The following is a 25,561-nucleotide window of genomic DNA, read 5'->3' as shown; positions in this document are numbered from 1 at the left end:
GCCGTATCCAGGTCCTTTTGCCGGTTGAGAGCTGCGTAGCGACGAGCCATTGCGCCGCAGGCGCGGAAGGGGGATGCAAGGGCGCGAGTCCTTGCCCGCCGGAGGCGAAATCATCCGACGTGCGCCGCGAAGCGGCTTTCGACATCTGATTTTTCCCGTCAGGGAGTTACGGGGATAGTTCCCCAAAAAAAAGGCCGCCGGAACCTTCCGGCGGCCTTTTTGTCACGGCAATGAGTTTCCGCTAGGCGGACTGAACCTGGCGCTGCTTCTCGAACAAATGCTTGGCCAGGTAGATGAACGGGGTGTCCAGGGCGGCCACGGCCACCTTGATGATGTAGGTGGACAGCAGGATCTCCATGAACACGTCCATGGGGAACACGCCCCAGAAGGCGATGGTGCAGAAGATCACCGAGTCGAGCAGCTGGCTGACCATGGTCGAGGCGTTGTTGCGCAGCCACAGGAGGCGCTCGCCCGTGCGCGCCCGGATGGCGTGGAAGGCCCAGACGTCATGCAGCTGCGAGACCAGGTACGCGGCCATGGAGGCCAGGGCCACGCGCGGCAGGAACCCGAACAGCGCCTCCAGGTGCGGCTGGGCGAAGTCGGACGCGGCGGGCTGGAAATAGAGCGCGATCTGCATGTATCCGACCATCATCAGCAGGGTCACGAACCCGAGGAGCACGCCCTTGCGCGCCTCCTTCTTGCCGTAGAACTCGCTGAGCAGGTCCGTGGCCAGGAACACGCTGGCGTACAGCACGTTGCCGAGCGTCGTGGTCAGCCCGAACAGCTCCACGGTCTTGAGCACCTGGATGTTGCACAACAGCAGGTTGAAGACCATCAGCCCGAACAACCCCACCTTGCCGAACAACCGGTAGACCACCAGGACCATGCACAGGTCCACCAATGCAAACAGTATCCATAATGTTTCGTTCATGCAGGCTCACTTGCCTCCATTTTCGCCCGAGGTCAAGCCTCGCGGCGCGAGATGCCTCCGGCGGCCCCTTCGGGGGGACCAGAGAACCCTTTGAAAAGGGTTCTCTGGACTCTCCCAAACTTTTTGTGTGCCTTCGGCAGGTCCGTGCTGGTGCGGGGTGACGTGTGAGTTGAGGGGGTGAACCGTGGCGCTTCACAGGAGAATCGGCTGCTCACGATCGGTCGGCGTGCGGACGCAAAAAAGGCGCGGCTTGCCACGCAACCCGCGCCCGATTTCTTCTGGAGCGATTCGGGTGCGCAGCACCCGACAGCGGCTCTCTCCCCCGCGTTCGCACTAGGCTTTCGAGAGTGGGTCAGCTGTGCATTTTCTTCCAGGGGGCTTTTACCGCAGCGTAGCCGTCTACGTGAGGATGAAAGCCCCTCGGAAAAAATGTGCAGATGGCCCGCTATCGGAAGCCGCTTCCCGCTACCCTTTAGTCACCAACCCGTAGTTCTTTTTGCCTTTGCGGATGATGAGGAGTTCCCCGCCGATGAACTGGGTGTCGGTGATCTCGTCGCCGTCCTCCACGCGCTCGCCGTTGATGTACACGCCGCCGCCCAGGATGTCCTTGCGGCCCTGGCCCTTGGACTTGACCAGGCCGAGGTCCACGAGCATCTGGGGCAGGTCCGGCACGTCGCCGGGGGCGTAGCGCACGGCGGGCGCGGATTCGAACGCGGCGCGCAGGGTGCCGGGGTCGATGGCCTTGATGTCGCCCTTGCCGAAGAGCGCCTCGGTGGCCGCCAGGACGCGTTCCAGCTCGTGCTTGCCGTGGATCATGGTCGTGACCTCTTCTGCCAGCCGCTTCTGGGCCGCGCGCAGGTGCGGGGCCTCCTCGGTCTGCTTCTCCAGCTCGGCGATCTGCTCGGGCGTGAGGAAGGTGAAGAGCTTGAGGAACTTGATCACGTCCGCGTCGTCGGTGTTGATGAAGAACTGGTAGAAGGCGTAGGGCGTGGTCAGGTCCGCGTTGAGGTACACGGCGTTGCCCTCGGACTTGCCGAACTTCTTGCCCGAGGCCGTGGTGATCAGCGGGAAGGTCAGGGCGAAGGCCTCGGCCGATTCCCCGTCCACGGCGTAGCGGCGGCGGATGAACTCGCAGCCCGCGGTGATGTTGCCCCACTGGTCGCCGCCGCCGATCTGCAACCGGCAGTCGTAGTTCTTGTACAGGTGGTAGAAGTCGTATGCCTGGAGGATCATGTAGGAGAACTCGGTGTAGGAGATGCCGGTCTCCTCGCGGCCGATGCGGCCCTTGACCGACTCCTTCTGGAGCATCCAGTTGATCGTGAAGTGCTTGCCCACGTCGCGCAAAAGCTCGATGCAGGACATGTCCTTGGTCCAGTCGTAGTTGTTGACGATGTTCGGGCGCTCGCCGGTGTTGCGTTCCACGAAGCGGCGGACCTGGTGCTTGATCATCTCCAACCGCTCGTCGAGCTTGTCGGCGTCGGACAGCTCGCGTTCCTTGTCCTTGCCCGAGGGGTCGCCGATGCGCCCGGTGGCGCCGCCCATGAGGTACAGGGGATGGTGCCCGGCCCGTTTCATGCGCACCAGGCAGAGCAGGGGGACGAGGTTGCCCACGTGCAGGCTCTCGGCGGTGGGATCGAAGCCGCAATACATGGTGGCCCCGGGCTCGGACAGATAGGCGCGCACCTTGTCCTCGTCAGAAACCTGATTGATCAGCCCCCGCCATTTCAACTCGTCGTAGATATTCACTTTCTTCCTCATTCATGTGGTTGGAGAGTGGGCGAACCTAGCCGTCACGCCGAAACGTGGCCATGGATGTCGCCCTGCCGGTGGTATCATCTATGTCAAAAATCGCGCCTTGTAAAATCCCAGGACCATTGGCCGCCTCCAGTTGCCGGGGCAGTCCCGTGAGGTAGCGGTCCAGGATGATTTCCGGTTTCATGCCCAGGCAGGAATCCGCGGCCCCGCACATGCCCAGGTCGGTCAGGTAGCCGGTGCCGCCGGTCAGGACCTTGGCGTCGTTGGTCTGGACGTGGGTGTGGGTGCCGACCACGGCCGAGACCTTGCCTTCGAGGAAGTAGCCCATGGCGATCTTCTCGCCAGTGGCCTCGGCGTGGAAGTCCACGATCTGCACCGGGATGTCGGCGGGCAGCGCGTCGAGCACGGTCTCCACGGCCGCGAACGGGCAGTCGATGGGCGGCATGAAGGTCCGGCCGATGAGGTTGATGACCGCCACCGGGGGCAGCCCCGCCTTGCGGAAGACGCGCACGCCCGAGCCGGGCAGCTGCTCCGGGTAGTTGTGCGGCCGGAGGATGCGGCCGTCGTCGTCGAGCAGGGCGTAGAGGTCCTTGTACTTCCAGATGTGGTTGCCGCCGGTGATGCCGTCCAGGCCCGCCTTGAGCAACTCGTGGGCGTGCTTTTCCTTGAGCCCGTAGCCGCCGCTGGCGTTCTCGCCGTTGGCGAAGATCAGGTCGATGGACTCCTCCTCGCGGATGCGGGCGAGGTTCTGGATGACGGCCTTGCGGCCGGACAGGCCTACGATGTCGCCGAGAAAGAGAATGCGCATGACGCTCCTTGGGGTGATGCGTGAGGGTTGCCGCCTTCGGGCCGGGTGGCGGGCCGGGTGGCGGAGGGGGCGGTCAGAGCCGCTGGAAGACGGTGGGGGCCACCTGCCGGATGGGCAGGGTCATGCCGGACAGGCTCTCCGAGTGGCCGATGAACAGGTAGCCGCCGGGCTGGAGGTTTTCGCAGAACTTCCGGAAGAGCACTTCCTGGGTGGGGCGGTCGAAGTAGATGACCACGTTGCGGCAGAAGATGATGTCCTGCCGGTTCTGGAGCCGGAAGTCCTCCATGAAGTTCAGGCGCTGGAACGAGACCTTGTTGCGCAGCATGGCGTCCATCTTGACCAGCCGCTGGTCCTTGGACTTGAGCATGTACTTCTTCTTGTACTGCATGGGCACGTCCGCCACCTTGTCCATGGCGTACACGGCCCGCTTGGCCTCGGTCAGGATTTTCTGGGAGATGTCCGTGGCCAGGATGGTGAAGTCGAACCCCTGGCACCGGGCGCTCCACTCGTGGAGCACCATGCCCAGGGTGTACGGCTCCTCGCCGGAGGAGCAGCCCGCCGACCAGATGCGCAGGGCCGAGGAGCGGCCCACGCCCCGGTCCCACAGCTCGGGCAGGACCATGTTGTTCATGATGTCCCAGTGCTTGGGCTCGCGGAAGAAATGCGTGGTGTTGGTGGTGACCACGTCGATCAGGTGCATGCGCTCCTGTTCGCGTCCGGCGTCGGAGAAGACGTAGTCGCAGTATTCCTTGTAGCTGGACATGCCCAGGGCGCGCAGCCGCTTCTGGAACCGGGACTGGAGCAGGACCTTCTTGGTGGGCGGCATCTTGATGCCGAGTTCGGACTGGATGTGCTCGCTGAACCGCTTGAATTCGGCGTCGCCCATTTCCGAGCGCACCAGGTTCATGGACTGGTCCATGGCCTGCTTGAGTTTCTCCGGGGCGGGGTCCGAATTGCGGTTCATGTCTCGTGCGACTCCATAGGCTGCCGGGTGCAGTGAGGTAACCATAGAGGATCATGGTTCTCATGAGCTATGATTTTTTGCGGACGGGAGCGCGCCGGAAAGAAAAGCGCACCCGGCGGGGGGCCGGGTGCGCCTTCGGATTGCCTATTTGGCGTAGCCCACGGCCCGTTTCTCGCGGATGACCGTGACCCGGATCTGGCCGGGGTAGGTCATGTTGTTCTCGATCTTCTCGGCGATGTCCTTGCAGAGCACGTAGGTGTTCTCGTCGCCGACCTTCTCGGAATCAACCATGACGCGGATTTCGCGGCCCGCCTGGATGGCATAGGCCTTCTGCACGCCGTCGAAGCCGGTGGCCAGCCCCTCCAGCTCCTCAAGGCGCTTGACGTAGTTCTCAAGCAGCTCCTTGCGCGCGCCGGGCCGGGCGCCGGACAGGGAGTCGGCGGCCTGGACCAGGTTGGCCAGGATGGTCATGGGCGGGGTGTCCTCGTGGTGGGCGGCGATGGAGTGGATGATCTCCTTGGACTCGCCGTGCTTCTTGGCCAGGTCCGCGCCGATGATGGCGTGGGGGCCTTCGATCTCGTGGTCCACGGCCTTGCCGATGTCGTGCAGCAGCCCCGCGCGCTTGGCCTCCTTCTCGTTCAGGCCGAGCTCGGCGGCCATGACGCCGCACAGGAAGGCGACCTCCATGGAGTGCTGGAGCACGTTCTGGGAGAAGCTGGTGCGGTAGTGCAGCCGGCCCAGCAGGTTGATCAGTTCGGGGTGGATGCCGTGCACGCCCACGTCGAAGGTGGCCTGCTCGCCGATCTCCTTCAATTTGGTGTCCATCTCGCCCTCAACCTTGCGCACGATCTCCTCGATGCGGGCGGGATGGATGCGGCCGTCGTGGATGAGGCGTTCGAGCGCCTGCTTGGCCACCTCGCGCTTGAGCGGGCTGAAGGCGGACAGGACCACGGTCTCGGGGGTGTCGTCGATGATCAGGTCCACGCCGGTGGCCGCTTCCAGGGCGCGGATGTTGCGGCCCTCACGGCCGATGATGCGGCCCTTCATGTCCTCGGAGGGCAGGGTCACGGCGGTCACGGTCTGCTCGCCCGCGTAGTCGCCCGCGTAGCGCTGCAGGGCCAGGGAGAGGATCTCCTTGGCCTTCTTGGAGGCGTTTTCCTTGGCCTCCATCTCGATGTTCCGGATCATCTTGGCGGCTTCGTGACGGGTGCGGGACTCGATCTCCTTGAGCAGGTTCTCCCTGGCCTCCTCCACGGTCAGGCCGGAAATCTCCTGGAGCTTGCGCTCGTGCTCGTCGGACTTCTGGGTCAGATCCTCCTCCAGTTCGCTCAGGTGCTTTTCCTGCTTGATGAGCTGCTTTTCCAGCTCCACCACCTGAGCCTCCTTGTCGGCGACCTTCTCCCGCTTGGCGTCGAGGCGCTCCTCCTTGGAGTGGAGGCGCTTCTCCTCGCTCTTGAGCTGGCTCTCGCGGTCCTTGAACTCCCGCTCCAGCTCCTTCTTCTGGTTGAAAATCTCGTCCTGCGCCTGGAGACGCGACTCCTTTTTCAGGGCCTCGCTTTCCTTGCGCGCCTCCTCCACGATGCGCTCGGCCAGCCCCTTGGAGTCGGAGACCTTTTTGTCGGAGATGTATTTGAAGAGAATGATTCCGGCTCCGAGGCCGAGGATCAGTCCACCGCCGACCATGGCGATTTCGGCTAACATTCGGTTGCTCCTTATTTATGTTAACAGGCTTTTCAATCAGGCGGCCTGTTTCCGCCGAGCCGTGACTTGAAGAGCGCGCGACAAGACGCACTCTGCTCTGAAGAGAAGAGAGGAGGGTGGTTTCGGATATGGCTGTAGGGTATATATCGCCGCCTGAAAACGCCGGTCATGGCCGGTCAGGCGGAGGTTTAAATCCCCGGGAAGCCGTGTTGCCTGTATGTTTTGAACCTGGCATGTCCAGGTGGGCTTGGCTCGCGCGCCTTCAGGCTTCCCGGTCGGACCGGGCCTGCTCACCAGCACGCTGAAGTCGTCGCCCTTTTTCAGAGCATTGGCTCAATAACACTCCGGGCAATCACGCACGCCCCAGGGTAATTCCTTGCCGACCTCGGTCCCGTCCAGTTATCGGCCCGGGTCCGTTGAGGTCTTTTCCAAAATCTCTCCGATCTTCCCTTCCAGCCGCCTCAGCTTGGCCTCGGCGACCAGATAATCGTCCGCCAGGCTCAGGAGCAGATAGGTGAGCAGCTTTTCCTTGCTGATGTCACCAGCTCCGGCAACAAGCTCCTTGTGCTTGTTCTCGATAAACGCCTGGGCGGCCTCGATGCGGACATTGTCCGCATCCGTCTTGAAGGATATCTCGAGTCCCAGCAGGGTCAGCGTGTAGCGAGGCATCGTAACCCACTATCATTCCAGCTCGTTCTGAATCTTCTCGAGCAGCGTGTTGATACGGGCTTCGATGTCCTGGCGCAACTGCCTCTCGGACTCGGCCTCCTCCTTCAAGCGCTGATTTTCTTCTTTCAGTTCCGCAATTTTATTCAATAATCCGTTGAAACGCTCTTCAAGCTTGGCAACTAATTCCATATCTTTTATCTATGCTTTTTTCGGGTCCAAGGCAAGATTTCTTTCCACAGTTATTTAAAGGGTTTTCCACCACATCCCTAGTTTTTCTTCAGGCTCCGTCTGAGGTTGACCTGCTTGCCCCTGGCGATGCCGGTCTGGTTGTCCGGCACGTCCTTGGTAATGGTGGACCCCGCCCCGATCAGGGCGTTGTCGCCCACGCTCACCGGGGCGACCAGGGCGGTGTTGGAGCCGATGAACGCCCCCGCGCCGATCCTGGTCGTGAATTTGTTCTTCCCGTCGTAGTTGCAGGTGATGGTCCCGGCCCCGATGTTGGCCCCGGCCCCGACCTCGGCGTCGCCCAGGTAGGTCAGGTGACTGGCCTTGGCCCCTTCGCCCAGGACCGCCTTCTTCATCTCCACGAAATTACCGATGCGGGCGTTCTTTTCGAGCCGCGCGCCGGGCCGCAGCCGGGAGTACGGACCCACGGTCGCCCCCTCGCCCACGGCGGCCTTTTCGATGTGGTTGAACTCGCGGACCACGCAGCCGGGCGCGAAGGTCGCGTCGGTGATGTGGTTGTACGAGCCGAGCCGGGCCCCGGCGGCCACCCTGGACGCCCCGTAGATCTCGCAGTGGCCGAAGATCTCGGCGCCGGGCTCGATCTCGACCCTGGGCCCGATGATCACGGTGCCGGGGTTGTGGATGAGCACGCCCCGATCGATGAGTTCGTCCACGATGCGCGCCCGCAGGGTGGACTCGGCCGCGATCAGCTCGCGCGGGGAGTTGATGCCCATGAGCGAGACGTCGTTGCCCGCCTGGACGCCCTCCACGCACAGCCCCTGGTCCACGGCCAGACCGACCAGGTCGGTGATGTAGTATTCGCCGGACTTGTTGGCGTTTTCGAGCTTTTCGAGCAGGGGGCCGATGGTTGCGACCTTGAGCAGGTAGATGCCCGCGTTGACCTCGCCCGTGACCGGGCCGTGCTGGGAGAAATCGTAGTCCTTGGCCTCGACGATGGCGCGGACCAGCCGCTCCCGGTCGCGGACCACCCGGCCGAAGGCCCCGGTGTCGCGCGGGGTGATGGTCATGAAGGCCAGGTCGCAGCCCTCGCGGGCGGTCATCAGCCGTTCCAGGGCCTCCACCGTGACCAGCGGGGTGTCGCCGTTGATGACCAGGCAGTGGGTGGCCCCGGTCTTCTCGACCGCCTCCCAGGCCACCTGGAGGGCGTGGCCCGTGCCGAGCTGTTCCGCCTGCATGACGAAACGGTCGGCCATGGCCGGGAAGGCCGCGGCCACGCTGTCGGCGTCGTGGCCGACCACGGTCAGGACGTCGTCCCGCACGATGGGCGCAAGGGCCTCGTACACGTAGAAGAGCATGGGCTCGTTGAGCAGGGTCTGCAGCACCTTGGCCCTGGCCGAGCGCATGCGCGTTCCCTTGCCTGCGGCGAGCACCAGGGCGGTGGTCTTGGTTTCGGGCATTCTGATCTCCGTATTGGGTTCCTTGTACCGTTATGCCGGGCACAAATTACCCGCTCGCAAGGGAAAGAACAAGGCCCCTTTGCAAAATGGCGTCAAGTTGTCGGGGGTTGGCGTTATTTTGCCTCTGGCGGGCGTGGGGGGGGGATTGCGGCTTGCAGCCGCGCCGCTGAAGACCGCGCCTGCACCGCGCCACTGAAGACCGCGCCTGCTTCGCGGAGAGCCGCGTTGGAGCCTGCGGCTCCTCGCTCCGGGAACGCGCCATCGGCGCGGAGAGCCGGGAGGGAGCTGCGCTCCTCCCTCCGAGAGCCAGTGAGGCGGTTGCACCGCCTCAGCCTCCATGCCCTCCCGGCGGGGTCCATTTTTTTGCTGGCCCAAAAAAATGGACGAAAAAAAGGGCCCTGGAGGGGGCGCGGCCGCCCGGGGAGGGGGCGCAAGAATCCGATCCGCTCGGGGCGGCTCCATCCAAGGAAAGGTATCGGCCTGCTCCCGGAGCGGAATGGCCCCTTTGGGGGAAGACCGAGTCTCGGCGGGACAAGAGCCGCCGCCCTTCGCGGTCGGCTTCTACGCGCCCCCTCCAGGGCTGGTTCGGCGTGGGCAAGAGGTGCGGCGGGACGCGGGGGGGCGTGCCGGGGTGCGGGACAAAGAACCGCGGTCGGGTGCCGGGGGCACCCGAATCGCTCCAAGGGGCGTGGGGGAAGGGGCCGCCAGGGACGCGGGAGGGCGGGCTGGTTCTTCCTTGCTGAGAGCCTCGGAGCCTGCGGCTCCTCGCTACGATGCTGGGCCTGCTAGTAAGCCAGTCGGCCGAGGGACTTCATGATCAATGTGCAGCCCATGGCGAACATGCCGGTCAGGCCCATGCCGCAGGAGAAGCCGGCCAGCAGGACCGGGGCGTAGTGGCGCCACTTGGTCCCGTATTTTTTCAGGAAATAGAAGCGCCCGAGCAGGCCGCCGATGACCTCGAGGAGCATGCCGTGGGGCGTGGACTGGCCGAGCCCCCGGACCACGCCGTAGACCAGGAGCACGGGCAGTCCCAGGACGTTGAGGACCGAGTAGAGGATCAGCCCGAGGCCCAGGCCGGACAGGACCACCGGGCCGGACAACGCTTCGAAGAACAGGGAGTTGCCGTCCAGGGTGGAGGTCTGGAGGAGCAGGGTGTTCAGGGCCTGGAGGTGCCACAGCTCCTGGGCGAAGGGGTACTCGGGCGAGGGGATGGGCGCCAGTTGCCAGAGGAACTGGGAGAAGAACAGGGAGGAGACCATGACGATGGGGAAGACCAGGATCTCGGCCTTGATGATCCCGCGCAGGCTGGTGCCGGTCAGCTCGATCTGGCGGAACTGGACCGTGGCCTCGCCGTAGTTGTGGAACGGGATGGGCGCGTACCATATCTCGAGCCCGTGGTAGCCGAAGAACTTGGCCCCGGCGATGAACGAGAACTCGCGGACCATGGGCAGGGCCACGAACTGCCCGGCCACGCCCTCCATGCGCGCGGAGATGTACGAGATGACCGGGGTGTAGATAAAGCCGTAGAGGACGAAGAAGATCCACGGGAAGCTCGGCACCAGCCACAGGCAGAACCCGATGTAGCACAGGGTGGAGAAGACGTAGATGCCGATGGACACCCAGAAGTTGATGTCCCCGCGTCCCTGGGGCGGGTTGAACAGGGCCGAGAAGTCGAGCCCGCCGCTGGCGCTCCGGAAGGACCGGACCACATGGTAGACGCCCACCGCGCCGATGGCCAGGCCCAGCCCGATGCCGAAGCTCATGTAGAAGTCGAAATTGTTGGCGAAGACCGTCTCCACGGTGGCCATGCCGGGATGCCAGCGGTGCAGGATGCCGTGGGCGTAGAGGATCGGGTTGGCCACGATGGTCACGATCAGGCCGACCAGGCCGCCGATGACGGCCCAGAACGGCAGGACCATGCCGAGGAAGACCAGGCCGAGGTCGAACTGGATGCCCGTGGCCACGGCGGGCAGGGCGTTCTCGGTGTACTGGGTCAGCTCGATCCACGGAATGGGGATGAGACGGATGGGCTCGGTGAAGAGCAGCCCGGACAGGGCGGGCAGGAGCACGTAGAAGAAGCCGAAGGCCAGGCCGATGACCCCGCCGATGGAGAAGACCCGCCACTTCCAGCCGGTCTTCTTGTCCTCGGTGGACTCGGCCAGGGCCATGGTGCCGAGCGCGCCAACCGGGGCCATGGGGAAGGGCAGCTTCTCCACGTCCGAGGTGAGCCGGTAGAGGGAGTAGCCCAGGCCGAAGTGGTCGATGCGCTGGACCAGCTGCGCCCCGATGAGCAGCAGGATGGGGATGAGCCAGTCGCGGTGCATGAAGGTCCGCTCCAGGTAGGAGCCGGAGCCCAGGGCCGGGGCCACCCAGTGGGGGATGAACTCGGTCAGGCCGAGCATGCGCGCCGCGTCGGACTGGACCAGGTACTGGTTCCAGAGAAGCCCCTGGAAGGGTGAGGCCAGGGCCGCGCCCGCCATGTAGTAGAGCAGGAATATCTCCTGTTCCTTCAAGTGGGTGTAGGAGCGCTTGGCGATCTCGGCGAAGAGGATGATGGTCACCCAGCGGGCGGCCGGGCCGATGCCCTGGCCGATGACCAGCTGGAGGTACATGGAGCCGGGCATCATCAGGAAGCCGATGAACACGGCTCCCACGATGGTCTTCCAGTCGAACCCCTCCTCGAACTTGTCGGGCGGTTTCAGCAGGTCCCGGTATTCTTGCAGTTCCTTGTCGTCGTACATGAGTCTCGCTCCGGCGTCTCCGGCTTAACGGTATCGGTCGAGTATGGCCTTGAGGCTGCCGTCCCGCTTCATCTCCCGAAGACGGCGGTTGAACAGGTCGATGACGGGTTCCCAGCCCCGCCCCTTTGGAAAGACGAAGCGGTAGTGGGCCCGGCCCACCGGGGTCTCGTCCATGCGGAAGCGATGGGGCTCAAGGCCTTCGCGGTTTCTGAACATCCACAATATCTCCGTGCGGTTGACCAGCACGGCGTCGGCCCGGCCCAGGGCCAGCAGCTCCAGCAGGGCCTCGGGGGTGGTCGTGTCCAGGCGGATGATCCCGCCCGGCCCGAAGTGGGATTCCAGGGCCGGGTAGACGAACCCCTTGATGCCCGCCACGCGCATGCCGTGGAGGGATTCGGGCCCGTCGTAGGCGAAGGCGCTGCCCGCGCGGTAGAGGAGCACGTCCTCGTTGGGCATGAAGGTCCCGGTCCACAGGAAGCGGTCCGGCTCGGGAATCCACTCCCTGGCCGTGGCGTAGACGTCCACCCCGCCGTATTCGAGCATGTGCCAGCCCCGCTTGTCGGGCAGCCGCCGGGGGACGGCCTCGTAGCCCAGCGGTCCGGCCACGGCCCGGAGCACGTCCATGAGGATGCCCCTCCCCTGTCCGTCGGCCGTTTCCAGGTAATAGGGCGGCACGTCGGCGTGGGCGATGAACATGACCAGTTTGACGGGTGCGGGTGCCTCCCCGGCCTGGCCCGGCATGGCCCCCGCGCCCTCGGCGAGGAGCAGGATGAGGGAGAGGGGGAGTATCTTGAGGAGCAGTCGCATGGACACTTCCGTCTACAGGGGAAAGACGCTGTACGCCTGGTTGGAGAACATGCCGATGACGGCGTACACGCCGCCCATGAGGAAATCGCCGAGGATCAGGCCGATGAACAGGAAGCGGACCTTGTTGTAGAGCCGGGTGCCCCCGTAGTGCAGGACCAGGTGGTTGCACAGCCAGCCCAGGAAGAACGGGCACCACAGGATCTTCATGCCCGCGGAATAGGCCGCCAGGTAGCCGAGCGGGTGCAGGGGCCACCAGGGCAGCTTGTAGTAGCAGTAGATGAGCACGAACATGACCAGGGCCCCGAAGCCCGCGTAGGTCAGCAGCCACTCGTTCGGGCCGGTGGGCTGGTCCACCAGCCGCTGGGCGTTCTCGAAGTTGGCCAGCACGGTCTGGGTGGCCCACTCCAGGCGCAGCTCGCGCAGGCCGTAGCGGTGGCCCAGGTAGAGCATGGTCGCGAAGGCCGCGGCCAGGGCCAGGACCAGGGAGATGCCGATGGCCAGGAGGACCAGGCTGCGCCGCTCCGGCGCGGCGGACTCGCGGATCTTGGCCCCGTGGAACAGGGTCGGGGCCACGGCCTCGCGCACGTCCAGGAACAGAACCTTCTGCATGATCGCGGTGGCGGCCACGCCCGCCGAGCCGAGCACGCCCGTGCCGAACAGCCCCATGAGCCCGTCCGAGGGCGCGGCGGTCAGGGTGAAGTAGGGCAGGCCGCCCTGGCAGACCAGCCGGCTGACCACGAGCATGACCAGCATGAAGGCGAACGGCAGGAGCAGGGCCCCGGCCCAGGGCAGGCCGAACCAGCGGCACCAGGCGATCAGGAAGGCCATGCCCAGGACGAGCCCGATCAGGGGCCAGGCGGGCGGCGTCCACTCCTTGGGCGGCGCGCTGAAGCCGGTCTTGTGCAGGAGCTCTCCGCCCTTGCTGAAGGGCCGGATCAGGCAGCCCACGGTCTCCTTCAGGTGATGCCGGGCCAGCCAGAGCAGGAAGATGAAGAACACGGCGTAGGCCCCGATGGTCTGCGCGCCCTCGGGCCGGGCCAGGTCCGGGCCCAGCGTGGTCCCCAGGGCGGCCTCGGGCAGCTGCCAGCCGAGCACGTAGAGCAGACCGAAGAGCAGCCCGGCGGCCAGGTGGAAGAACCACATGGAGAAGGATATCTGCCGGGTGGTCAGGAAGGCGAAGCCGACAAAGGCCGGGATGAAGTAGAGCTTCAGCTTGTAGAACCCGGAGAACAGCCCGAACTTGGGGAAATAGGATCCGGCCAGGACCAGCGTGGGCAGCTGGGGCACGGACGGATAGTAGAAGTGCAGGCCGTTCAGCAGGTGCAGGGCCCCGGCCAGGATCAGGCCGGTGAGCAGGAAGCGGTCTGTCCACCAGGAGGAGAGCCGCCGCTGGTCCAGGGCCTCGCCCATGAGCAGGGGCACGCGCAGCAGGGGGAAGTTGACCCGCTCGTTGACCACCCACTGGCGGCCGAACAGGGCGGTCAGGCAGACCATGACGAAGTAGGCCCCCAGGATGAACAGGGACCAGACGATCAGCGGCGGCAGCCAGACGCCCCAGGGGATGGCCGACAGGACCTGGAGCGCGGACATGTCCCGGCCGCCCTTGAGCCCCTGGAAGAGCTGGCGAACGGCCTCGGCCGAGTGCGGGAACCATGATTCGGGCAGCAGCGGGCCGAGGACCTCGGTCCAGCGGTAGGCGTCCTTGGCGTAGCGCTGGGGCGCGGTGATGTTGACGAAGAAGGTCTCGGTCAGCCCGGCGTAGCCCACGGCCGTGAACAGGGTCATCATCAGCCAGACGACCAGCAGTTCCACCCCGGAGAGCACGGGCGGCCGCTTGGTCAGGCGGGAGACCCCGGCGTCCAGGATGAAGAGCCAGGCCAGGATGAAGAACGGGGCCAGGGGGAAGTGGCCGCCGCCGAGCGGCACGCCGCCCAGGACCGCGTTGTTGTACGGGGTGTAGACGCACAAAACCAGGCCGAGGAGGAGCCCGGTGAGCAGCGCGCGCAGCCTCAGTCGTCCGTTCATGCCGCGTCCTCCCCTGCCTGCGCGTCCTTGAGCCGCAGTTCCTCGGCGTCGAGGTCCTCGGCGTAGTGGTCCACGGCCTCGTTGTCCAGGGAGCGCCAGGCCAGCAGCTGCTTGCGCAGGTCGTTGATGAAATTGCGGTTCAGGTTCTCCCAGGCGGTGACTTCGCCCGCCTCGCGGTCGATGAGCACCTTGATCTGCCGGAAGCCCGTATAGACCTCCGACGGGCAGAAGACCAGCTTGACCTTCTGGCGCACGCCGAAGTCGAAGGGCGCCAGCCAGACGCGCAGGTCCATGGAAAAGCACAGGTCGTCGGGCAGGGGGATGTCGCGGCCGGCGCCGGTCAGCAGGCCGGTGGCCAGCTCCTCCCGCTCCAGGTCCAGGAAGTTGCAGCGCATGTCGTCGGTGCAGAAGGTCCCGTGGGACACGTCGTGGTGGGCCAGGTAGTACTGGCGCAGGAATCCGCCCGCCGAGCGCATCTCGTCCATCTTGATCAGGAAGGGCAGGATCACGGTCATGCGGTCGCCCTCGGCCTTGGGCATGGTCCAGGACCTGTTCACGTCCGGGATGGCGATGTTGGCCGCCACCCGGGCCGGGTAGATGGCCGAGATCAGGACCACGCCGATGACCAGGACCATGGCGGCCACGCCAGCGGTGGACGAGTAGTTGGCGGTCATGCCCGCCCACAGGGGCGTCCCGGCCAGGAAGGCGCTGGACGTCTGGGCCAGGATGTAGCCGACCACCACGGAGATGATCGCAAAGGCCAGGGATTCGGCGATGAACAGGAAGGCCACATGGGGCGGGGCCAGCCCGACCGAGGTGTAGACCGCGATCTCCGGGCGGCGTTCGTAGACCGAGCCGATCATGGTGTTGAGCACGATCAGAATGGAGATGGCCAGCGGAATCAGGATGTTGGCCACGCCCGAGTAGTTGACCGCGTCCGAGGCGTAGTACAGGGACGTGCCCTCGGGACCGCCCTTGAACAGGAGCAGGCCGAAGCGGTCGCCCAGGTCGTCGCCCACCCGGTGGCCGGTGTCGGGGTGCACGGCGATGCCCTTGAGCCGTCCGGCGGACAGGGAGAGCAGGGTCCGGGCGGGCACGATGACGGTCTCGAAGCCGGGGATGTGCTGGTAGCGGGACTCGGCGGCCATGACGTCGTCGCCGTTCTCGATGGCCTCGGCCTCCACCTCGGACAGCTGGGTGGCCGCCTGGTTGGGGAAGACGATGGGCGTGATGGGCTCGCCGTCCAGGTCCGGGTGGTCGCGCAACCCGTCGTCGCTGAACACGCCCACCAGGGTGAAGGGCACCCCCCAGAGGACCACCTTGTTGCGCGCGGGATCGTCCGGGTCGGCCCCGATGCGCTCGGCCATGCGCTGGGGCAGGAGGATGGCCTCCCGCTCGTCCTGCCTGAACCAGCGGCCCTTGACCAGGATGCGGTCCAGCCCGCTGACCTGCGGCTCCCGCCAGGACAGGCCGATGAGGCCGCGTCCCTGGGCCTCCCGCCCGTCGCGGACCACCGGGATGAGCGGGGCGCGCGACTTGTCCGAGGTGAACCCGGTGTCGTACCAGACGCGCGGGGCGACCACCCCGGTGCCGGCGAAGGCGTTGTGCATGACCGACAGGGCCTCCACCGGGATGTCCTGCCAGTTGAGGTACTTGACCATGAGCCCGTCATAGGTGGCGTGGTCGCTGAACTTGGCCCACCCGGCCTGACGCACGGACTTGACCGTGGTGAAGTTCATGATCGTGAAGGTCAGGATGACCAAGGTGGCGAAGGTCAGGAAGGTGCGCACGGGCCGCCGCTTGAGGTTGCCCACGCCCAGCACGAAGGCGGCGGTGAAGGCGGCCATGGGGCTGATCCCGGTGAGCTTGACGTGGGACGAGCGCTTTTGCAGCTCGACCATCTCGCGCTCGAAGCGGAAGAAGATGATCAGCGAGACCAAAAGCGACAAGGCCAGGATGAAGAAGGCCAGGATGACCACCAGGGGCGAATAGGTCAGTTGGAAGGCCGGGTGCACCAGGTAGATGATCCCGATTATCAGGACCAGGAAGCCGAGGAAGGCCCCGATCCGTTTCTTGATGTCCACGAAGGAGAAGAACAGCCGCTCCATGCAGTAGGCGAAGGGCACGAACAGGGCCACGTAGAAGAGCACGCCGAAGAGCACGTCGCGCTGGGTCTTGTCCACGTCGTTGTAAACCCGGCTGGCCTTGGACAGGGAGGCGCGCGAGGCCTCGACGAACTTGTCCCATTGCATTTCCTGCCGGTATTGCACGGCCTGGGCCAGCTGGGCGTCGCCCTCCCGGCGCAGCAGCCGGATGCGGTCGTTGACGATGCCCTTTTCCTCGAGGTTGTCGATGCGCGGGCCGAGCAGGGACCACATGTCCCGGGCCGCGCGGAACTCGGTCAGGGGAATGACCGGCCACTGGCGGGCGATGAAGCCCAGCCCCTCCGGGTGGGCCTTGTCCGCGTTCAGGAGCAGGACCTTCTTGTCCAGGACCGTGTCGGACAGGGTCAGCTTGACCGGGGTGTCGGGCTCCAGGAACAGGGTGCCCAAGGTGGACGAGCGGGTGTCCAGGCGGCTGTACCAGTAGCTCACGGGCGGGGCCTCGGTGCGGCCGTCGATGAGGGTCGGCCTGTACAGGTACTTGAAGGTCCTGGGCTCGAACATGTCGAACAGGGTGGTCTGGGTGCAGGCGAACAGGATCAGGTCCGTGGCCTGGACCGCGCGGGCCAGCTTCAGGCGGTAGGCGTCCTTGCCGGTCTTGGGCTTGTCGATGGCCCAGTCGGCCAGGCCGGTCTCGTCGTTGAACTTGAAGGCCTCGATGACCGCCTTGTGGTAGCTGACCTTCTTGCCCGCCAGGCCGGGGATGCGGAAGTTGCCCTGGGTGTCGACCATGCCGTAGTTGCGCGTCTGCCACTGGAAGGCCAGGACGACCAGGCCGGTGCCGGGGCGGTCCGGGAAGATCTCGCCCTTGCGCAGCAGGTTGGCGCGGCCCTCCACGGTGACGAAGTTGTTCTTGTCCCGCTTGCCCGCGTCCGCGATGGGCTCGTCGGCCAGGGCCCGGACCAGGCTGCGGACCAGCCGGGACTGCCGGGCCAGAAAACCGAAATTCACGCGGCCGGGCCGGTCGTAAGGCGTGCCCCAGGCCGGGCGCACGTCGTGGACCGTGGCCAGGGTGAAGCCGGGCAGTCCGGCCAGGGCCATGGGCTCACCGCCCAGCTTGGGCCGGTCGGGCAGATAGCTCTGCCAGGCGCGCTTGCCGGGCCGGAGCGTGTCGCGGAACAGGTGCGCGGTTTCGGGGTCGGTCGTTTTCAGCCGCTCCACCGCGCCCTTCATGACCGTGTCCAGGGGCCGGAAGAAGCCGGTCCGGTTGACGTCGGGCTTGAGGTCGATGAGCCACCCCTGGTCGAACCCGCCCAGGCCGTCGCCGTGGGACGAGAGGTACAGGGAGACGTGGGCCGCGACGGCGGTCTCGCCCAGGGCCTCGCGCACGGACCGGGCCGAGCCGATGTCGTCGAGCTGGCCGGAGCCGTCGGCCAGGATGGCCGCCTGGAGCTGTTCGGCGGGCCGGAAGAACCGTTGCAGGACCGCCCGCTCATCGTCGGGCAGGGGGTAGTCGCCCACGGTGGAGCTGATCCAGGTCAGCCGCTTGAGCTTGATGCGCTCGTCGGCCAGGGCCTGGATGCGCTGCTGGGTGGCGGCCTCCCCTTTGATGGACGGGCCGTCCTCCCCTCCGGTCAGGAGGCGCAGGCGCATGAGTTCGCCGGTGATGTCGTCCTCGCGGTTGCGGACCACGGCCTTGAGGGCCTTCTTGAGCAGGGCCGCGTCCGCCGGGTCCGCCAGGTTGGCCGGGGCCAGCGGTCCGGGTGAGCGCAGCAGGGCCAGGGTTCGCTTCGTGTCCTTGACCAGCGCCTTGAGTTCGTCGCGCCGCGCCTTGAGGACCTTGCCCTTGGTCACCAGGGCCCAGGTGAATTCGCGCATGCCCGCCTGGGCCGAGGACTTGCCCGCCGTGGCCAGGAACAGGACCGAGCGTTTGGGCCGGTGCGCGGCCAGGTCTTCGGCCAGGTCCATGAGGGCGGCCATGGACGCGCCCTCGTCCGCGCCGGGCGAGGTCCCCTCCACCAGGGCGGTGGAATCGTAGAAGGCCTCCAGGATGACGGTCTGCTTGGCCAGCTGGGGGTCGCTGCCCGGGATGCGGCAGTAGACGTTCTCGAGCCGCTCGTTGCGCCACTTGCCCTTGGAGGTCAGCGTGCCCCGGCCGAGTTCGTGGGGCCCCCGGGTCAGGAGGTCCGCGCCGAACAGGGCCTCGGCCCGCTCGCGGGAGAGCCAGAAGATGGGAAAGTCCACCGGGGTGAGCTCGAACTTGGCGTGGAAGCGGGGCCTGGGGGCCGCGCCGCCGTCGCCGCCCTCGCCCACGAAGATCAGTCCGCGCGCACCGAGCATGGCCGCGTTGTTCCAGTTCTTTTCCGAGTCCATGTCCATGAGGACCAGGGACCCCTCCACGGCCATGCCGTCGAAGTCGGTCAGGTAGCCCCGGCCCGCGTAGAGCAGCGGCCCGTTGATGCCGGGCGGGGCCACGGCGCCCGGCGACAGGGCGTTGGCCCGCAGCTGGCGCAGGGGCTCGACCATTCCGCTGGCCGCCACGGTCAGGGTCGCGCCCTCCTGGACCTGCACGGGCAGGTGGAAGGACTGGCGGCCCAGGGTCCCGTCCGGGAACAGACGCCTGAACTCGGCCTCGACCATGTCGGCGGCCTTGGCCACCCCCGGGCTGCCCGGCGACCGGTCGCCGAGTTCGCTCAACCGGCGTAGGAAGTCCGCCCCGTCGGCCAGGGCCGGACAGGCGGCCGCCGCGACCAGGAACAGGGCCAGGAGGGCGGTGAATATGTGCGGGCCGCGCCGGGTCATGGGCTAGACTCCGGGTTCCCTGTGGCCGGTCAGCTTCTCGCCGATGCCGCCGATGGAGATGTCCAGCTCCTCGCGCCGCTCGATGCGGTCCACCTGGCCGTCGCGCACCCAGACCACGCGGTCGGACACGTTGAGCATCTTGTAGTCGTGGGTGGCCGAGATGACCGTGACCCCGCGCTCCTGGGAGAGCATCTGCAACAGCTCGATGATCTCCTCGCCCGTGGACAGGTCCAGGTTGCCGGTGGGCTCGTCGGCCAGGACGATGGCCGGGTCGTTGGCCAGGGACCGGGCCACGGCCACGCGCTGCTGCTGGCCGCCGGACAGCTCCAGGGGCTTGTGCTGGAAGCGCTCGCCCAGCCCCACCAGCTTGAGCAGCTCGATGCCCTTGTCCTGGGCGTCGTCCGCGTTCATGCCCGCAAAGGTCATGGGCAGGGTGACGTTTTCCAGCGCGGTCATCACCGGGATGAGGTTGAAGGTCTGGAAGATGTAGCCGATCTTGCGGTTGCGGAGCCAGGCCAGCTCGAAGGCGTCCAGCTGGGAGATGTCCACCTCGTCGATGAAGACCTTGCCCTCGGTGGGCTTGTCCAGGCCGCCGATCATGTTGAACAGGGTGGACTTGCCCGAGCCCGACGGGCCCATGATGGAGATGTATTCCCCGGCGAATATCTCAAGGTCCACGCCCTTGAGGGCCTGGAGCTCGACCTTGCCCATGACGAAGGTCTTCTTCACGCCGATGACGCGGACGATGGTGCGTTTGCCTTCACTCATAATCTATCCTCAATGTTCCGCACGGATGGCCTTGATGGGGTCCATGCGCGCCGCCAGCCAGGCCGGGTAGAGCACGCCGAGCAGGCTCAGGCCGCAGCCCGCCAGGGTGGCCAGCCCCACGGAGCCGAGCACGGACGCGGGCGGCAGGCTTGAAAGGGACGCGAAACCGAAGCGCACGGCCCCGGTCAGCAGGGAAAACAGGCAGCCGAGCACCGCGCCCGCAAAGGCCCCGGCCAGCCCCTGCATGCCCGCCTCCAGCAGGAACAGGCGCAGGATCATGGAGTCCAGGGCCCCCAGGCACTTCATCACCCCGATCTCCGAGAACCGCTCGGTCACGGACATGAGCTGGGCGTTGACGATGCCCACGGTGCAGACCAGCAGGGACAGGATGACGATCCAGCGCTCCTTGGCCGACATGGCCACGGCCCCCTGGGCCAGGTCCACGTCGTAGCCCGCCTGGGAGAGCGCCCTGGCCGCCTCCTTGCCGCCGTGCAGGAGCATGCCCGTGGCGATGTCCAGGTTGACCAGGACGAAGCTCAGGAAGGATACGGCCAGGACCAGGCTGGAAACCGTGATCATGGAGCGGAAGAAGCGGACCTTCAGGCTCTTGTAGCTGATCTCGACGGATTTCGAGAAGGGCAGGGAGATGAGTCGTCCCGGTTTGCTCATTGATGTCCTTTCTGTTCGAACTGGCTGGATTCGTTCATTCTCAGCATACCGATTCAGGCCGCCGGAAACAAGCTGAAATAGGAATCAGTGTACAAAAATCACGCACCTGTCGTAAACGGCGTCGGGCCCGTCCGTCAACGGGGCGCGCCCTTGATCACCACCAGGGTCAGGTCGTCCTCGCGCCGCCCCGGCCCGGCGAATGCGAGGACGCGCTCGCTGAGGGCGGCGACGATCTCCCGCGCGCTGCGGTCCCGGTTGTCGCGCAGGATCTCGCGGATGCGCTCGCGCCCGAACATGGCCCCGTCGCGGTTGCGCGCCTCGCAGACCCCGTCCGTGCAGATGCACAGAATCCGGCCCGGCGCGGGCAGGTCCATGACCTGTTCGTGGTACGTCCAGTCCGGTTCCACGCCCAGGGGGATGTCCGCGCCCTTGAGCTCGTCGAAGGCATCCATGGCCGGGTCGTAGACCTGGGGCGGCGGGTGGCCCGCGTTGATCCAGGTGATCCTTTTCGTCAGCGGGTCGATGACCATGAAGAACAGGGTCATGAACCGGCCGGTGTCGCCGATGTCCCTGGCCAGGTGCAGGTTGGCCCGGCGGATGTTCTCGGCGGCCGGGCCGGGCGTGGCCGCGTTCTGGCGGATGACCGCCCGGCCCGCGGTCATGAGCAGGGCCGCGCCGATGCCGTGCCCGGACACGTCGCCCACGGCCACGGCCAGCTGGTCGCAATGGTTCAGGTCGCACTCGATGAAGTCGTAGAAGTCGCCGCCGGTCTCGTCCGAGAACAGGCTGACCCCGGCGATGTCCAGGCCCGGCATGTGCGGGGGCTTCCTGGGCAGGAAGTGCTGTTGGACCTCCTGGGCGATCCTGAGCCCCTCGCGCATGCGCATGCCTTCGCGCAGGCGCATGATCATGGTGTTGGTGTGCGCGGCGATGACCCCCATCTCGTCGGAGGTGGGCACGGGCACGCGGTGCGACAGGTCGCCCCGGCTGACGTTTTCCAGGACCCTGGTCTGGTTCTCGAAGATCATGCGCATGTTCCGGGAGTAGGAGATGACCAGGTTGGCGACCATGACGATGAGGAAGCCCATGACGATGAGGACCTCCGTCAGGATCGAGCGGCCGACCATGTCCAGGGTGTCGAGGTTCAGGGCCTGGGTGGCCAGCCAGCCCATGTTGCGGACCAGAACCAGGAGGATGACGGCCGTGGACAGGACCAGGATGAGGATGGCGAAGACCGTGAACTTGCGGGTCATGGTGCTGGGCCGGTCGGGCGGGGTGTAGAGGGCGTCGCCCGCGAGCGCCCGGCGGATGAGCTGGCGCTCTCGGGCCAGGGCCAGGTCCAGCCCGGCGAACAGGCCCGCGGCGAACATGCCCACGATCAGCATCAGCCCGCTCTGAACGAAGGGGTAGTGGTAGACCAGGGTCAGGATGGCCGCCGAGGCCAGTCCGGCGGCCAGGAACAGGGACATCTCCATCTGGAACTGGCGCAGGGCGCGGCGCAGGGGCCGGGCCCGCTCCACCACCCGGCGCTCGATGCTGCCGCGCACCAGCCAGGCCACGGCCAAGGGACCGAGGATGACCAGCCCGAGCTTCCAGGTCGGCAGGTGGGCCATGTAGGCGCAGACCTTGCCGCCGTAGACCGCGCCGCCGGCCACGGTCAGTGCGTAGTAGAGAGCGGGTCGCCATGCGGGCATGGCCGGTTCAGCTCGCATCCATCCTTCCCTCGTGGTTGCCTATTCCTTTGCCAAGCGGCATGATGTCGTTTAACCATAGGTGGTGTCCACCGTGCGGACAAGTCTTAAAGCAAGCAAAGTGAAGTACCCATGCGAAGAATACTGCTCCTGATCGTGACCCTGACGGCCCTGTGCGCGACACCCGCCCTGGCGGGCGAGGGCTTCCCCACCACCCTCGCCGGGTTCACCCTGGGCGAGTCGGTGGAGCGCTACGAGGATTACTGTCATATGGAACGGGCCATCCCCGTGTCCGACGCGCCGTTCCTGTCCGAAGTCCTGCTCAAGCCGGGTGCCCTGCCCGGCGTGCGCGGCGGCAGCCTGGCCTTCGGCAACTGCAAGAGCGAAGGGCGGCTGGTGCGCATCAAGCTCAAGTTTTATGAGCGCGGCCAGGACTTCTTCAGCCGGCTCAACGACCGCTACGAGGCCGTCTTCGGCAAGCCGGACAAGTACCTGGGCGACGCCTTCAAGAACGTCATCGCCTGGGAGTGGCTCTTCACCAACGGCAAGGGCCAGCGCGTTTCATTGGTGCTCATGTGGAGCCGCGACAAGGAGATGCGGCCCGGCGTGTCCATCAAGATGACCCAGGAGACGGACATGGACGAGGAGTACGCCTGCTTCAAGACGGAGCACGAGGAGCCCATGGAAAAGATGGGCATGAGCAAGGTCCGCTCCCTGGACGCCTACGTGCCGCACTAGCCATGCCCGCCATCGCCTGGAACGGTATCGGTCTGGCCGCGCCTCCCGGCTGGGAGCCCACGGCCGTCGAGCGTGACGGGCTCCTGCTGGCCGACACACTCGGCCCGGTCTGCGAACTGAAGTGGAACCGCGTGCGCGGTGCCTTCTCTTTCGACAAGCATATCAAGCGGTTGACCAAGGGCAACAAGGGGGCCGTGGTCCGGAGCGTGGACGACGCCGAGACCCCGGCCGCCTGGGCCGACGCCGTGGCCCGGCTGGCCGAGTCCGGCCTGCGCGCCCGCAGCTTCCTGTGGCGGGCGGACGACCGCCGGGGGCTGGGCGCGGCCCTGCACCATCCCGGCACCGGGCTGGCCTGTCTGGTCCAGTTCTTCATCCGCAGCCAGGCCGACGAGCCCGTCGCCGCCGGGGTCCTGGCCACCCTGCGCGACCACACGGCGGGCAAGACCGTGCCCTGGGCCCTGTTCGGCCTGGCCGGGCGCGTGCCCGCCGACTTCCTGCTGGACACCTTTTCCTTCCGGCCCGGCCACTACCGGGTGGCCTGGTGGCGGCCCGCCTCGGGCAAACGGCCCGAGCGCGCGCCCGTGGGCAAGGGGCCGGGCACGCACCTGGATTTCGAGCGCTTCGCTCCGGCCTCGGCCCTGCTCAGGGGCGCGACCCTGGAGGACTGGTGCCGCGAGCGGCTGGCCCACGGGCCGCCCGCCCGGGTCCCGGTGGACAACGGGCCGGGCTCCCTGGTCTGGCGCGGCGAGGTCAAAACCTCCCTGCTGCGCCGGGCCCTGCGCCGGGTGGTTCGCACCTGCGGCCGGGCCTGGACCACGGACCAGGGCAACGCCCTCCTGGCGGTCACGGCCACGGGCACCGCGCCCATGGACCCGTCCGCCTTCAACGACATCTGCGGGAGTTTCGTTCTTGTTCCGGAAGAAGCGGCCTGAACCGGCCATATCCCGCGCCGAGGCCCTGAACATGGTCCCGGTGCGCAACGAGGCCGTGGAGGTCCTTGAGCTGCCCGACGGCCCGGTCCGCCTGGCCTATCCCCTGGCGGTCAAGCCATGGTTCGGCCGGTTGGCCGACAAGGTCGGTCTGTGGGACGGCAGGCCCATGACCAAGACCGTGGAGCTGGACGAGATGGGCGCCTTTGTCTGGCGTCACATCGACGGCGAGCGCTCCGTGCGCGACATCGCCCGCGCCTTCACCGAGGCCTACCAGGTCCAGCCCCGCGAGGCGGAACTGGCGGTGACCGCCTTCATCAAAACAATAGGTCAACGCGGAATAATAGGGCTGAAGTAGCGCGGCCGACCCACTCTCCCAATCCTTTTACGGGCCGGGGAGGCAAGGAATGACGTTCGTTCGGAATCAGGATTCCTTGAGCGGGGCGGGCAGGATGTCCACCTTCATTTCGGTGGACGCGGCCTTGAGGAAGGTCTGCATCTCGCGTTTGAGGTGCGGGCTGTAGCGGAGCAGGAGAATCCCCTTGAATTTGTTGACCACGGTGAACACGCCGAGGTTGTCGTAACCCTCCATGAGGAAGCGGAAGAGGCCGATGTCGCTCGGGTCGATGCGGATGTAGGTCCGCGCGGACCATTGCGGGGGTGGGGGGCAGACCCTTTTGCGGGGTCTTCGACGCGATGGGGATGCCATGGAGGCTGTCTAGCCTCCACCAGATGAAAAGGCAAATTCGTTTTTTGGGGCGCGCCTGTGTGCCTTGCTTTTGATGAAGAGCGCGTCCGGGGCGCTGCGTTGAAGAGCGCGCCTGCGGCGCGGAGAGCCGGGGGGAGCTGCGCTCCTCCCTCCGAGAGCCAGTGAGGCGGTTGCACCGCCTCAGCTTCCCTGCCCTCCCGGCGGGGTCCATTTTTTTGCTGGCCCAAAAAAATAGACGAAAAAAAGGGCCTTGGGGGGGTAGCACGGCCGCCCAGGGAGGGGTCGCAAGAATCCGATCCGCTCGGGGCGGCTCCATCTGATCAAAAGTATAGACCCATTCCCGGTGCGGGATGGCCCCTTTTGGGAGAGACCGCGCTTCGGTGGAACAGGAGCCGCCACCCCTTCGCGGTCGGCTTCTACGCGCCCCCTCCAGGGCTCGGATGGCGCAGGGAAGAGGGGCGGCGGGCCGCGGGGGGTGTGCCGGAGTGCGGAACAGAGAGCCGCTGTCGGGTGCCGGGGGCACCCGAGTCGCTCCAGGAGGCGCGGGGTGGGGTTGAGAGCGGAAATTTGCGTCGGAAGAGCCGTGAAAGGGAAGGGAACGGGGAACTTTTCTGGGCCTCCCACGACGCGATCCACCAAAATTCAAATCTTGTCTTTTTTGAGCCGCTGCCAGTCGATCCACAACACCCTCGCCGCGCAAGCGCGGACAACTTCTCGACCTCCATCCTCTTCGTACCCGGCCATCCGCACCGGCCCACTCCTCGCAGCCGAAGAGCGGTAATCGGCGACGGACCCTAGAGCCCGTGTTCGGCGGCGAAAGCGCGGGTTTGAGCGCGTCTGCGCGGCAGACATTCGCTCACAACCAGCGAAAGCCGCCTACGGGCTCTTGGGTCCGTCGACGCGCGGCAGCACCGCAGCGCAGTTTTTGCTTCCTTTTTTCTGCGCCAGCAAAAAAGGAAGTCGCCGTAAAGGCGAAATACAATGTAGGGATGACAACCCAAAGCCCCGACGCGGATGCGCGGCCCACTCCAAGGAGCTACTCGCTCCCCAGGCCGCCGCAGGGCGATCTGTCATAAAAAAAGGGGCGCAAAGCGCCCCCTCTTCAAAAG

Annotated in this window: 19 protein-coding genes and 1 other RNA gene; 3 read left to right on the top strand and 17 right to left on the bottom strand. The window is 66.2% G+C overall.

The features are described 5' to 3' along the window. Nucleotides 1-241: 241 nt before the first annotated feature. From DND132_RS09510 to DND132_RS09445, 16 genes are all read right to left on the bottom strand, one after another. Entirely contained in the window at nt 242-931 is a 690-nt protein-coding gene (locus tag DND132_RS09510) for a queuosine precursor transporter (RefSeq protein ID WP_014322517.1), read from the bottom strand. A gap of 465 nt (nt 932-1,396) precedes the next feature. Beyond that, on the bottom strand, nt 1,397-2,677 hold the full coding sequence (gene tyrS, locus DND132_RS09505) for a tyrosine--tRNA ligase (RefSeq protein ID WP_014322516.1): 1,281 nt from the start codon (nt 2,675-2,677) through the stop codon (nt 1,397-1,399). Between the two features lie 37 nt (nt 2,678-2,714). Beyond that, nucleotides 2,715-3,494 (bottom strand): TIGR00282 family metallophosphoesterase, encoded by a 780-nt coding sequence (locus tag DND132_RS09500; RefSeq protein WP_014322515.1) that lies wholly within the window; start codon nt 3,492-3,494, stop codon nt 2,715-2,717. Between the two features lie 73 nt (nt 3,495-3,567). Continuing rightward, on the bottom strand, nt 3,568-4,458 hold the full coding sequence (locus DND132_RS09495) for a CheR family methyltransferase (RefSeq protein WP_014322514.1): 891 nt from the start codon (nt 4,456-4,458) through the stop codon (nt 3,568-3,570). 144 nt (nt 4,459-4,602) lie between these two features. Next, entirely contained in the window at nt 4,603-6,159 is a 1,557-nt protein-coding gene (gene rny / locus DND132_RS09490) for a ribonuclease Y (protein WP_014322513.1), read from the bottom strand. Nucleotides 6,160-6,348: 189 nt separating this feature from the next. Then, nucleotides 6,349-6,532, bottom strand: a non-coding RNA gene (ssrS, locus tag DND132_RS18000) — 6S RNA. A 26-nt stretch (nt 6,533-6,558) separates the two neighbouring features. Continuing rightward, the gene (gene zapA / locus DND132_RS09485) at nt 6,559-6,828 is read right to left on the bottom strand and encodes a cell division protein ZapA (protein ID WP_014322512.1); all 270 of its coding nucleotides are present in this window, start codon (nt 6,826-6,828) and stop codon (nt 6,559-6,561) included. Nucleotides 6,829-6,840: 12 nt separating this feature from the next. Next, on the bottom strand, nt 6,841-7,017 hold the full coding sequence (locus DND132_RS18490; protein ID WP_014322511.1) for a hypothetical protein: 177 nt from the start codon (nt 7,015-7,017) through the stop codon (nt 6,841-6,843). A gap of 77 nt (nt 7,018-7,094) precedes the next feature. Beyond that, nucleotides 7,095-8,471 (bottom strand): bifunctional UDP-N-acetylglucosamine diphosphorylase/glucosamine-1-phosphate N-acetyltransferase GlmU, encoded by a 1,377-nt coding sequence (glmU, locus tag DND132_RS09480; protein WP_014322510.1) that lies wholly within the window; start codon nt 8,469-8,471, stop codon nt 7,095-7,097. Nucleotides 8,472-9,256: 785 nt separating this feature from the next. Further along, a complete protein-coding gene (locus DND132_RS09475) occupies nt 9,257-11,212 on the bottom strand; it encodes an OPT family oligopeptide transporter (RefSeq protein ID WP_014322509.1) in 1,956 nt (651 codons plus the stop codon). Nucleotides 11,213-11,236: 24 nt separating this feature from the next. Next, entirely contained in the window at nt 11,237-12,019 is a 783-nt protein-coding gene (locus DND132_RS09470) for a substrate-binding periplasmic protein (protein WP_014322508.1), read from the bottom strand. Nucleotides 12,020-12,031: 12 nt separating this feature from the next. After that, nucleotides 12,032-14,044, bottom strand: coding sequence for a DUF6785 family protein (locus DND132_RS09465; protein ID WP_014322507.1), 2,013 nt, complete (start codon nt 14,042-14,044; stop codon nt 12,032-12,034). Further along, a complete protein-coding gene (locus DND132_RS09460; RefSeq protein WP_014322506.1) occupies nt 14,041-18,948 on the bottom strand; it encodes an FtsX-like permease family protein in 4,908 nt (1,635 codons plus the stop codon). The genes DND132_RS09465 and DND132_RS09460 overlap by 4 nt, the downstream gene beginning before the upstream one ends. A 3-nt stretch (nt 18,949-18,951) precedes the next feature. Continuing rightward, on the bottom strand, nt 18,952-19,716 hold the full coding sequence (locus tag DND132_RS09455; protein WP_014322505.1) for an ABC transporter ATP-binding protein: 765 nt from the start codon (nt 19,714-19,716) through the stop codon (nt 18,952-18,954). A gap of 9 nt (nt 19,717-19,725) precedes the next feature. Beyond that, nucleotides 19,726-20,385 (bottom strand): ABC transporter permease, encoded by a 660-nt coding sequence (locus tag DND132_RS09450; protein ID WP_014322504.1) that lies wholly within the window; start codon nt 20,383-20,385, stop codon nt 19,726-19,728. 134 nt (nt 20,386-20,519) lie between these two features. After that, nucleotides 20,520-22,097, bottom strand: a complete 1,578-nt coding sequence (locus tag DND132_RS09445; RefSeq protein WP_014322503.1) for a PP2C family protein-serine/threonine phosphatase — start codon at nt 22,095-22,097, stop codon at nt 20,520-20,522. Nucleotides 22,098-22,208: 111 nt separating this feature from the next. Between DND132_RS09445 and DND132_RS09440 the strand changes: the two genes are divergently transcribed. The 3 genes from DND132_RS09440 to DND132_RS09430 are packed head-to-tail and all read left to right on the top strand — an operon-like array spanning nt 22,209 to nt 24,101. Beyond that, nucleotides 22,209-22,814, top strand: a complete 606-nt coding sequence (locus DND132_RS09440; protein WP_014322502.1) for a hypothetical protein — start codon at nt 22,209-22,211, stop codon at nt 22,812-22,814. A 2-nt stretch (nt 22,815-22,816) separates the two neighbouring features. Further along, the gene (locus DND132_RS09435) at nt 22,817-23,746 is read left to right on the top strand and encodes a hypothetical protein (RefSeq protein ID WP_014322501.1); all 930 of its coding nucleotides are present in this window, start codon (nt 22,817-22,819) and stop codon (nt 23,744-23,746) included. Beyond that, complete coding sequence (locus tag DND132_RS09430; protein WP_014322500.1) at nt 23,724-24,101, top strand: PqqD family protein; 378 nt, start codon at nt 23,724-23,726, stop codon at nt 24,099-24,101. The genes DND132_RS09435 and DND132_RS09430 overlap by 23 nt, the downstream gene beginning before the upstream one ends. A gap of 66 nt (nt 24,102-24,167) precedes the next feature. Here DND132_RS09430 and DND132_RS09425 read toward each other — a convergent pair whose 3' ends face one another. Continuing rightward, on the bottom strand, nt 24,168-24,452 hold the full coding sequence (locus DND132_RS09425) for a DUF4911 domain-containing protein (protein ID WP_014322499.1): 285 nt from the start codon (nt 24,450-24,452) through the stop codon (nt 24,168-24,170). Between the last annotated feature and the right edge of the window lie 1,109 nt (nt 24,453-25,561).

The sequence above is a fragment of the Pseudodesulfovibrio mercurii genome, assembly GCF_000189295.2.
In the GTDB taxonomy this organism is placed as follows: Bacteria; Desulfobacterota; Desulfovibrionia; order Desulfovibrionales; family Desulfovibrionaceae; genus Pseudodesulfovibrio; species Pseudodesulfovibrio mercurii.
Note: the sequence above shows the minus strand (reverse complement) of the source record. Positions and strands in the feature narration are given on the sequence as shown.

Bases quoted from the DNA above. Each gene is read 5' to 3' on its own strand.
- DND132_RS09510 (WP_014322517.1), bottom strand. From the start codon at position 931: ATGAACGAAACATTATGGATACTGTTTGCATTGGTGGACCTGTGCATG.
- DND132_RS09500 (WP_014322515.1), bottom strand. From the start codon at position 3,494: ATGCGCATTCTCTTTCTCGGCGACATCGTAGGCCTGTCCGGCCGCAAG.
- DND132_RS09495 (WP_014322514.1), bottom strand. From the start codon at position 4,458: ATGAACCGCAATTCGGACCCCGCCCCGGAGAAACTCAAGCAGGCCATG.
- rny (WP_014322513.1), bottom strand. From the start codon at position 6,159: ATGTTAGCCGAAATCGCCATGGTCGGCGGTGGACTGATCCTCGGCCTC.
- zapA (WP_014322512.1), bottom strand. From the start codon at position 6,828: ATGCCTCGCTACACGCTGACCCTGCTGGGACTCGAGATATCCTTCAAG.
- DND132_RS18490 (WP_014322511.1), bottom strand. From the start codon at position 7,017: ATGGAATTAGTTGCCAAGCTTGAAGAGCGTTTCAACGGATTATTGAAT.
- glmU (WP_014322510.1), bottom strand. From the start codon at position 8,471: ATGCCCGAAACCAAGACCACCGCCCTGGTGCTCGCCGCAGGCAAGGGA.
- DND132_RS09475 (WP_014322509.1), bottom strand. From the start codon at position 11,212: ATGTACGACGACAAGGAACTGCAAGAATACCGGGACCTGCTGAAACCG.
- DND132_RS09470 (WP_014322508.1), bottom strand. From the start codon at position 12,019: ATGCGACTGCTCCTCAAGATACTCCCCCTCTCCCTCATCCTGCTCCTC.
- DND132_RS09465 (WP_014322507.1), bottom strand. From the start codon at position 14,044: ATGAACGGACGACTGAGGCTGCGCGCGCTGCTCACCGGGCTCCTCCTC.
- DND132_RS09460 (WP_014322506.1), bottom strand. From the start codon at position 18,948: ATGACCCGGCGCGGCCCGCACATATTCACCGCCCTCCTGGCCCTGTTC.
- DND132_RS09455 (WP_014322505.1), bottom strand. From the start codon at position 19,716: ATGAGTGAAGGCAAACGCACCATCGTCCGCGTCATCGGCGTGAAGAAG.
- DND132_RS09450 (WP_014322504.1), bottom strand. From the start codon at position 20,385: ATGAGCAAACCGGGACGACTCATCTCCCTGCCCTTCTCGAAATCCGTC.
- DND132_RS09445 (WP_014322503.1), bottom strand. From the start codon at position 22,097: ATGCGAGCTGAACCGGCCATGCCCGCATGGCGACCCGCTCTCTACTAC.
- DND132_RS09440 (WP_014322502.1), top strand. From the start codon at position 22,209: ATGCGAAGAATACTGCTCCTGATCGTGACCCTGACGGCCCTGTGCGCG.
- DND132_RS09435 (WP_014322501.1), top strand. From the start codon at position 22,817: ATGCCCGCCATCGCCTGGAACGGTATCGGTCTGGCCGCGCCTCCCGGC.
- DND132_RS09425 (WP_014322499.1), bottom strand. From the start codon at position 24,452: ATGGCATCCCCATCGCGTCGAAGACCCCGCAAAAGGGTCTGCCCCCCA.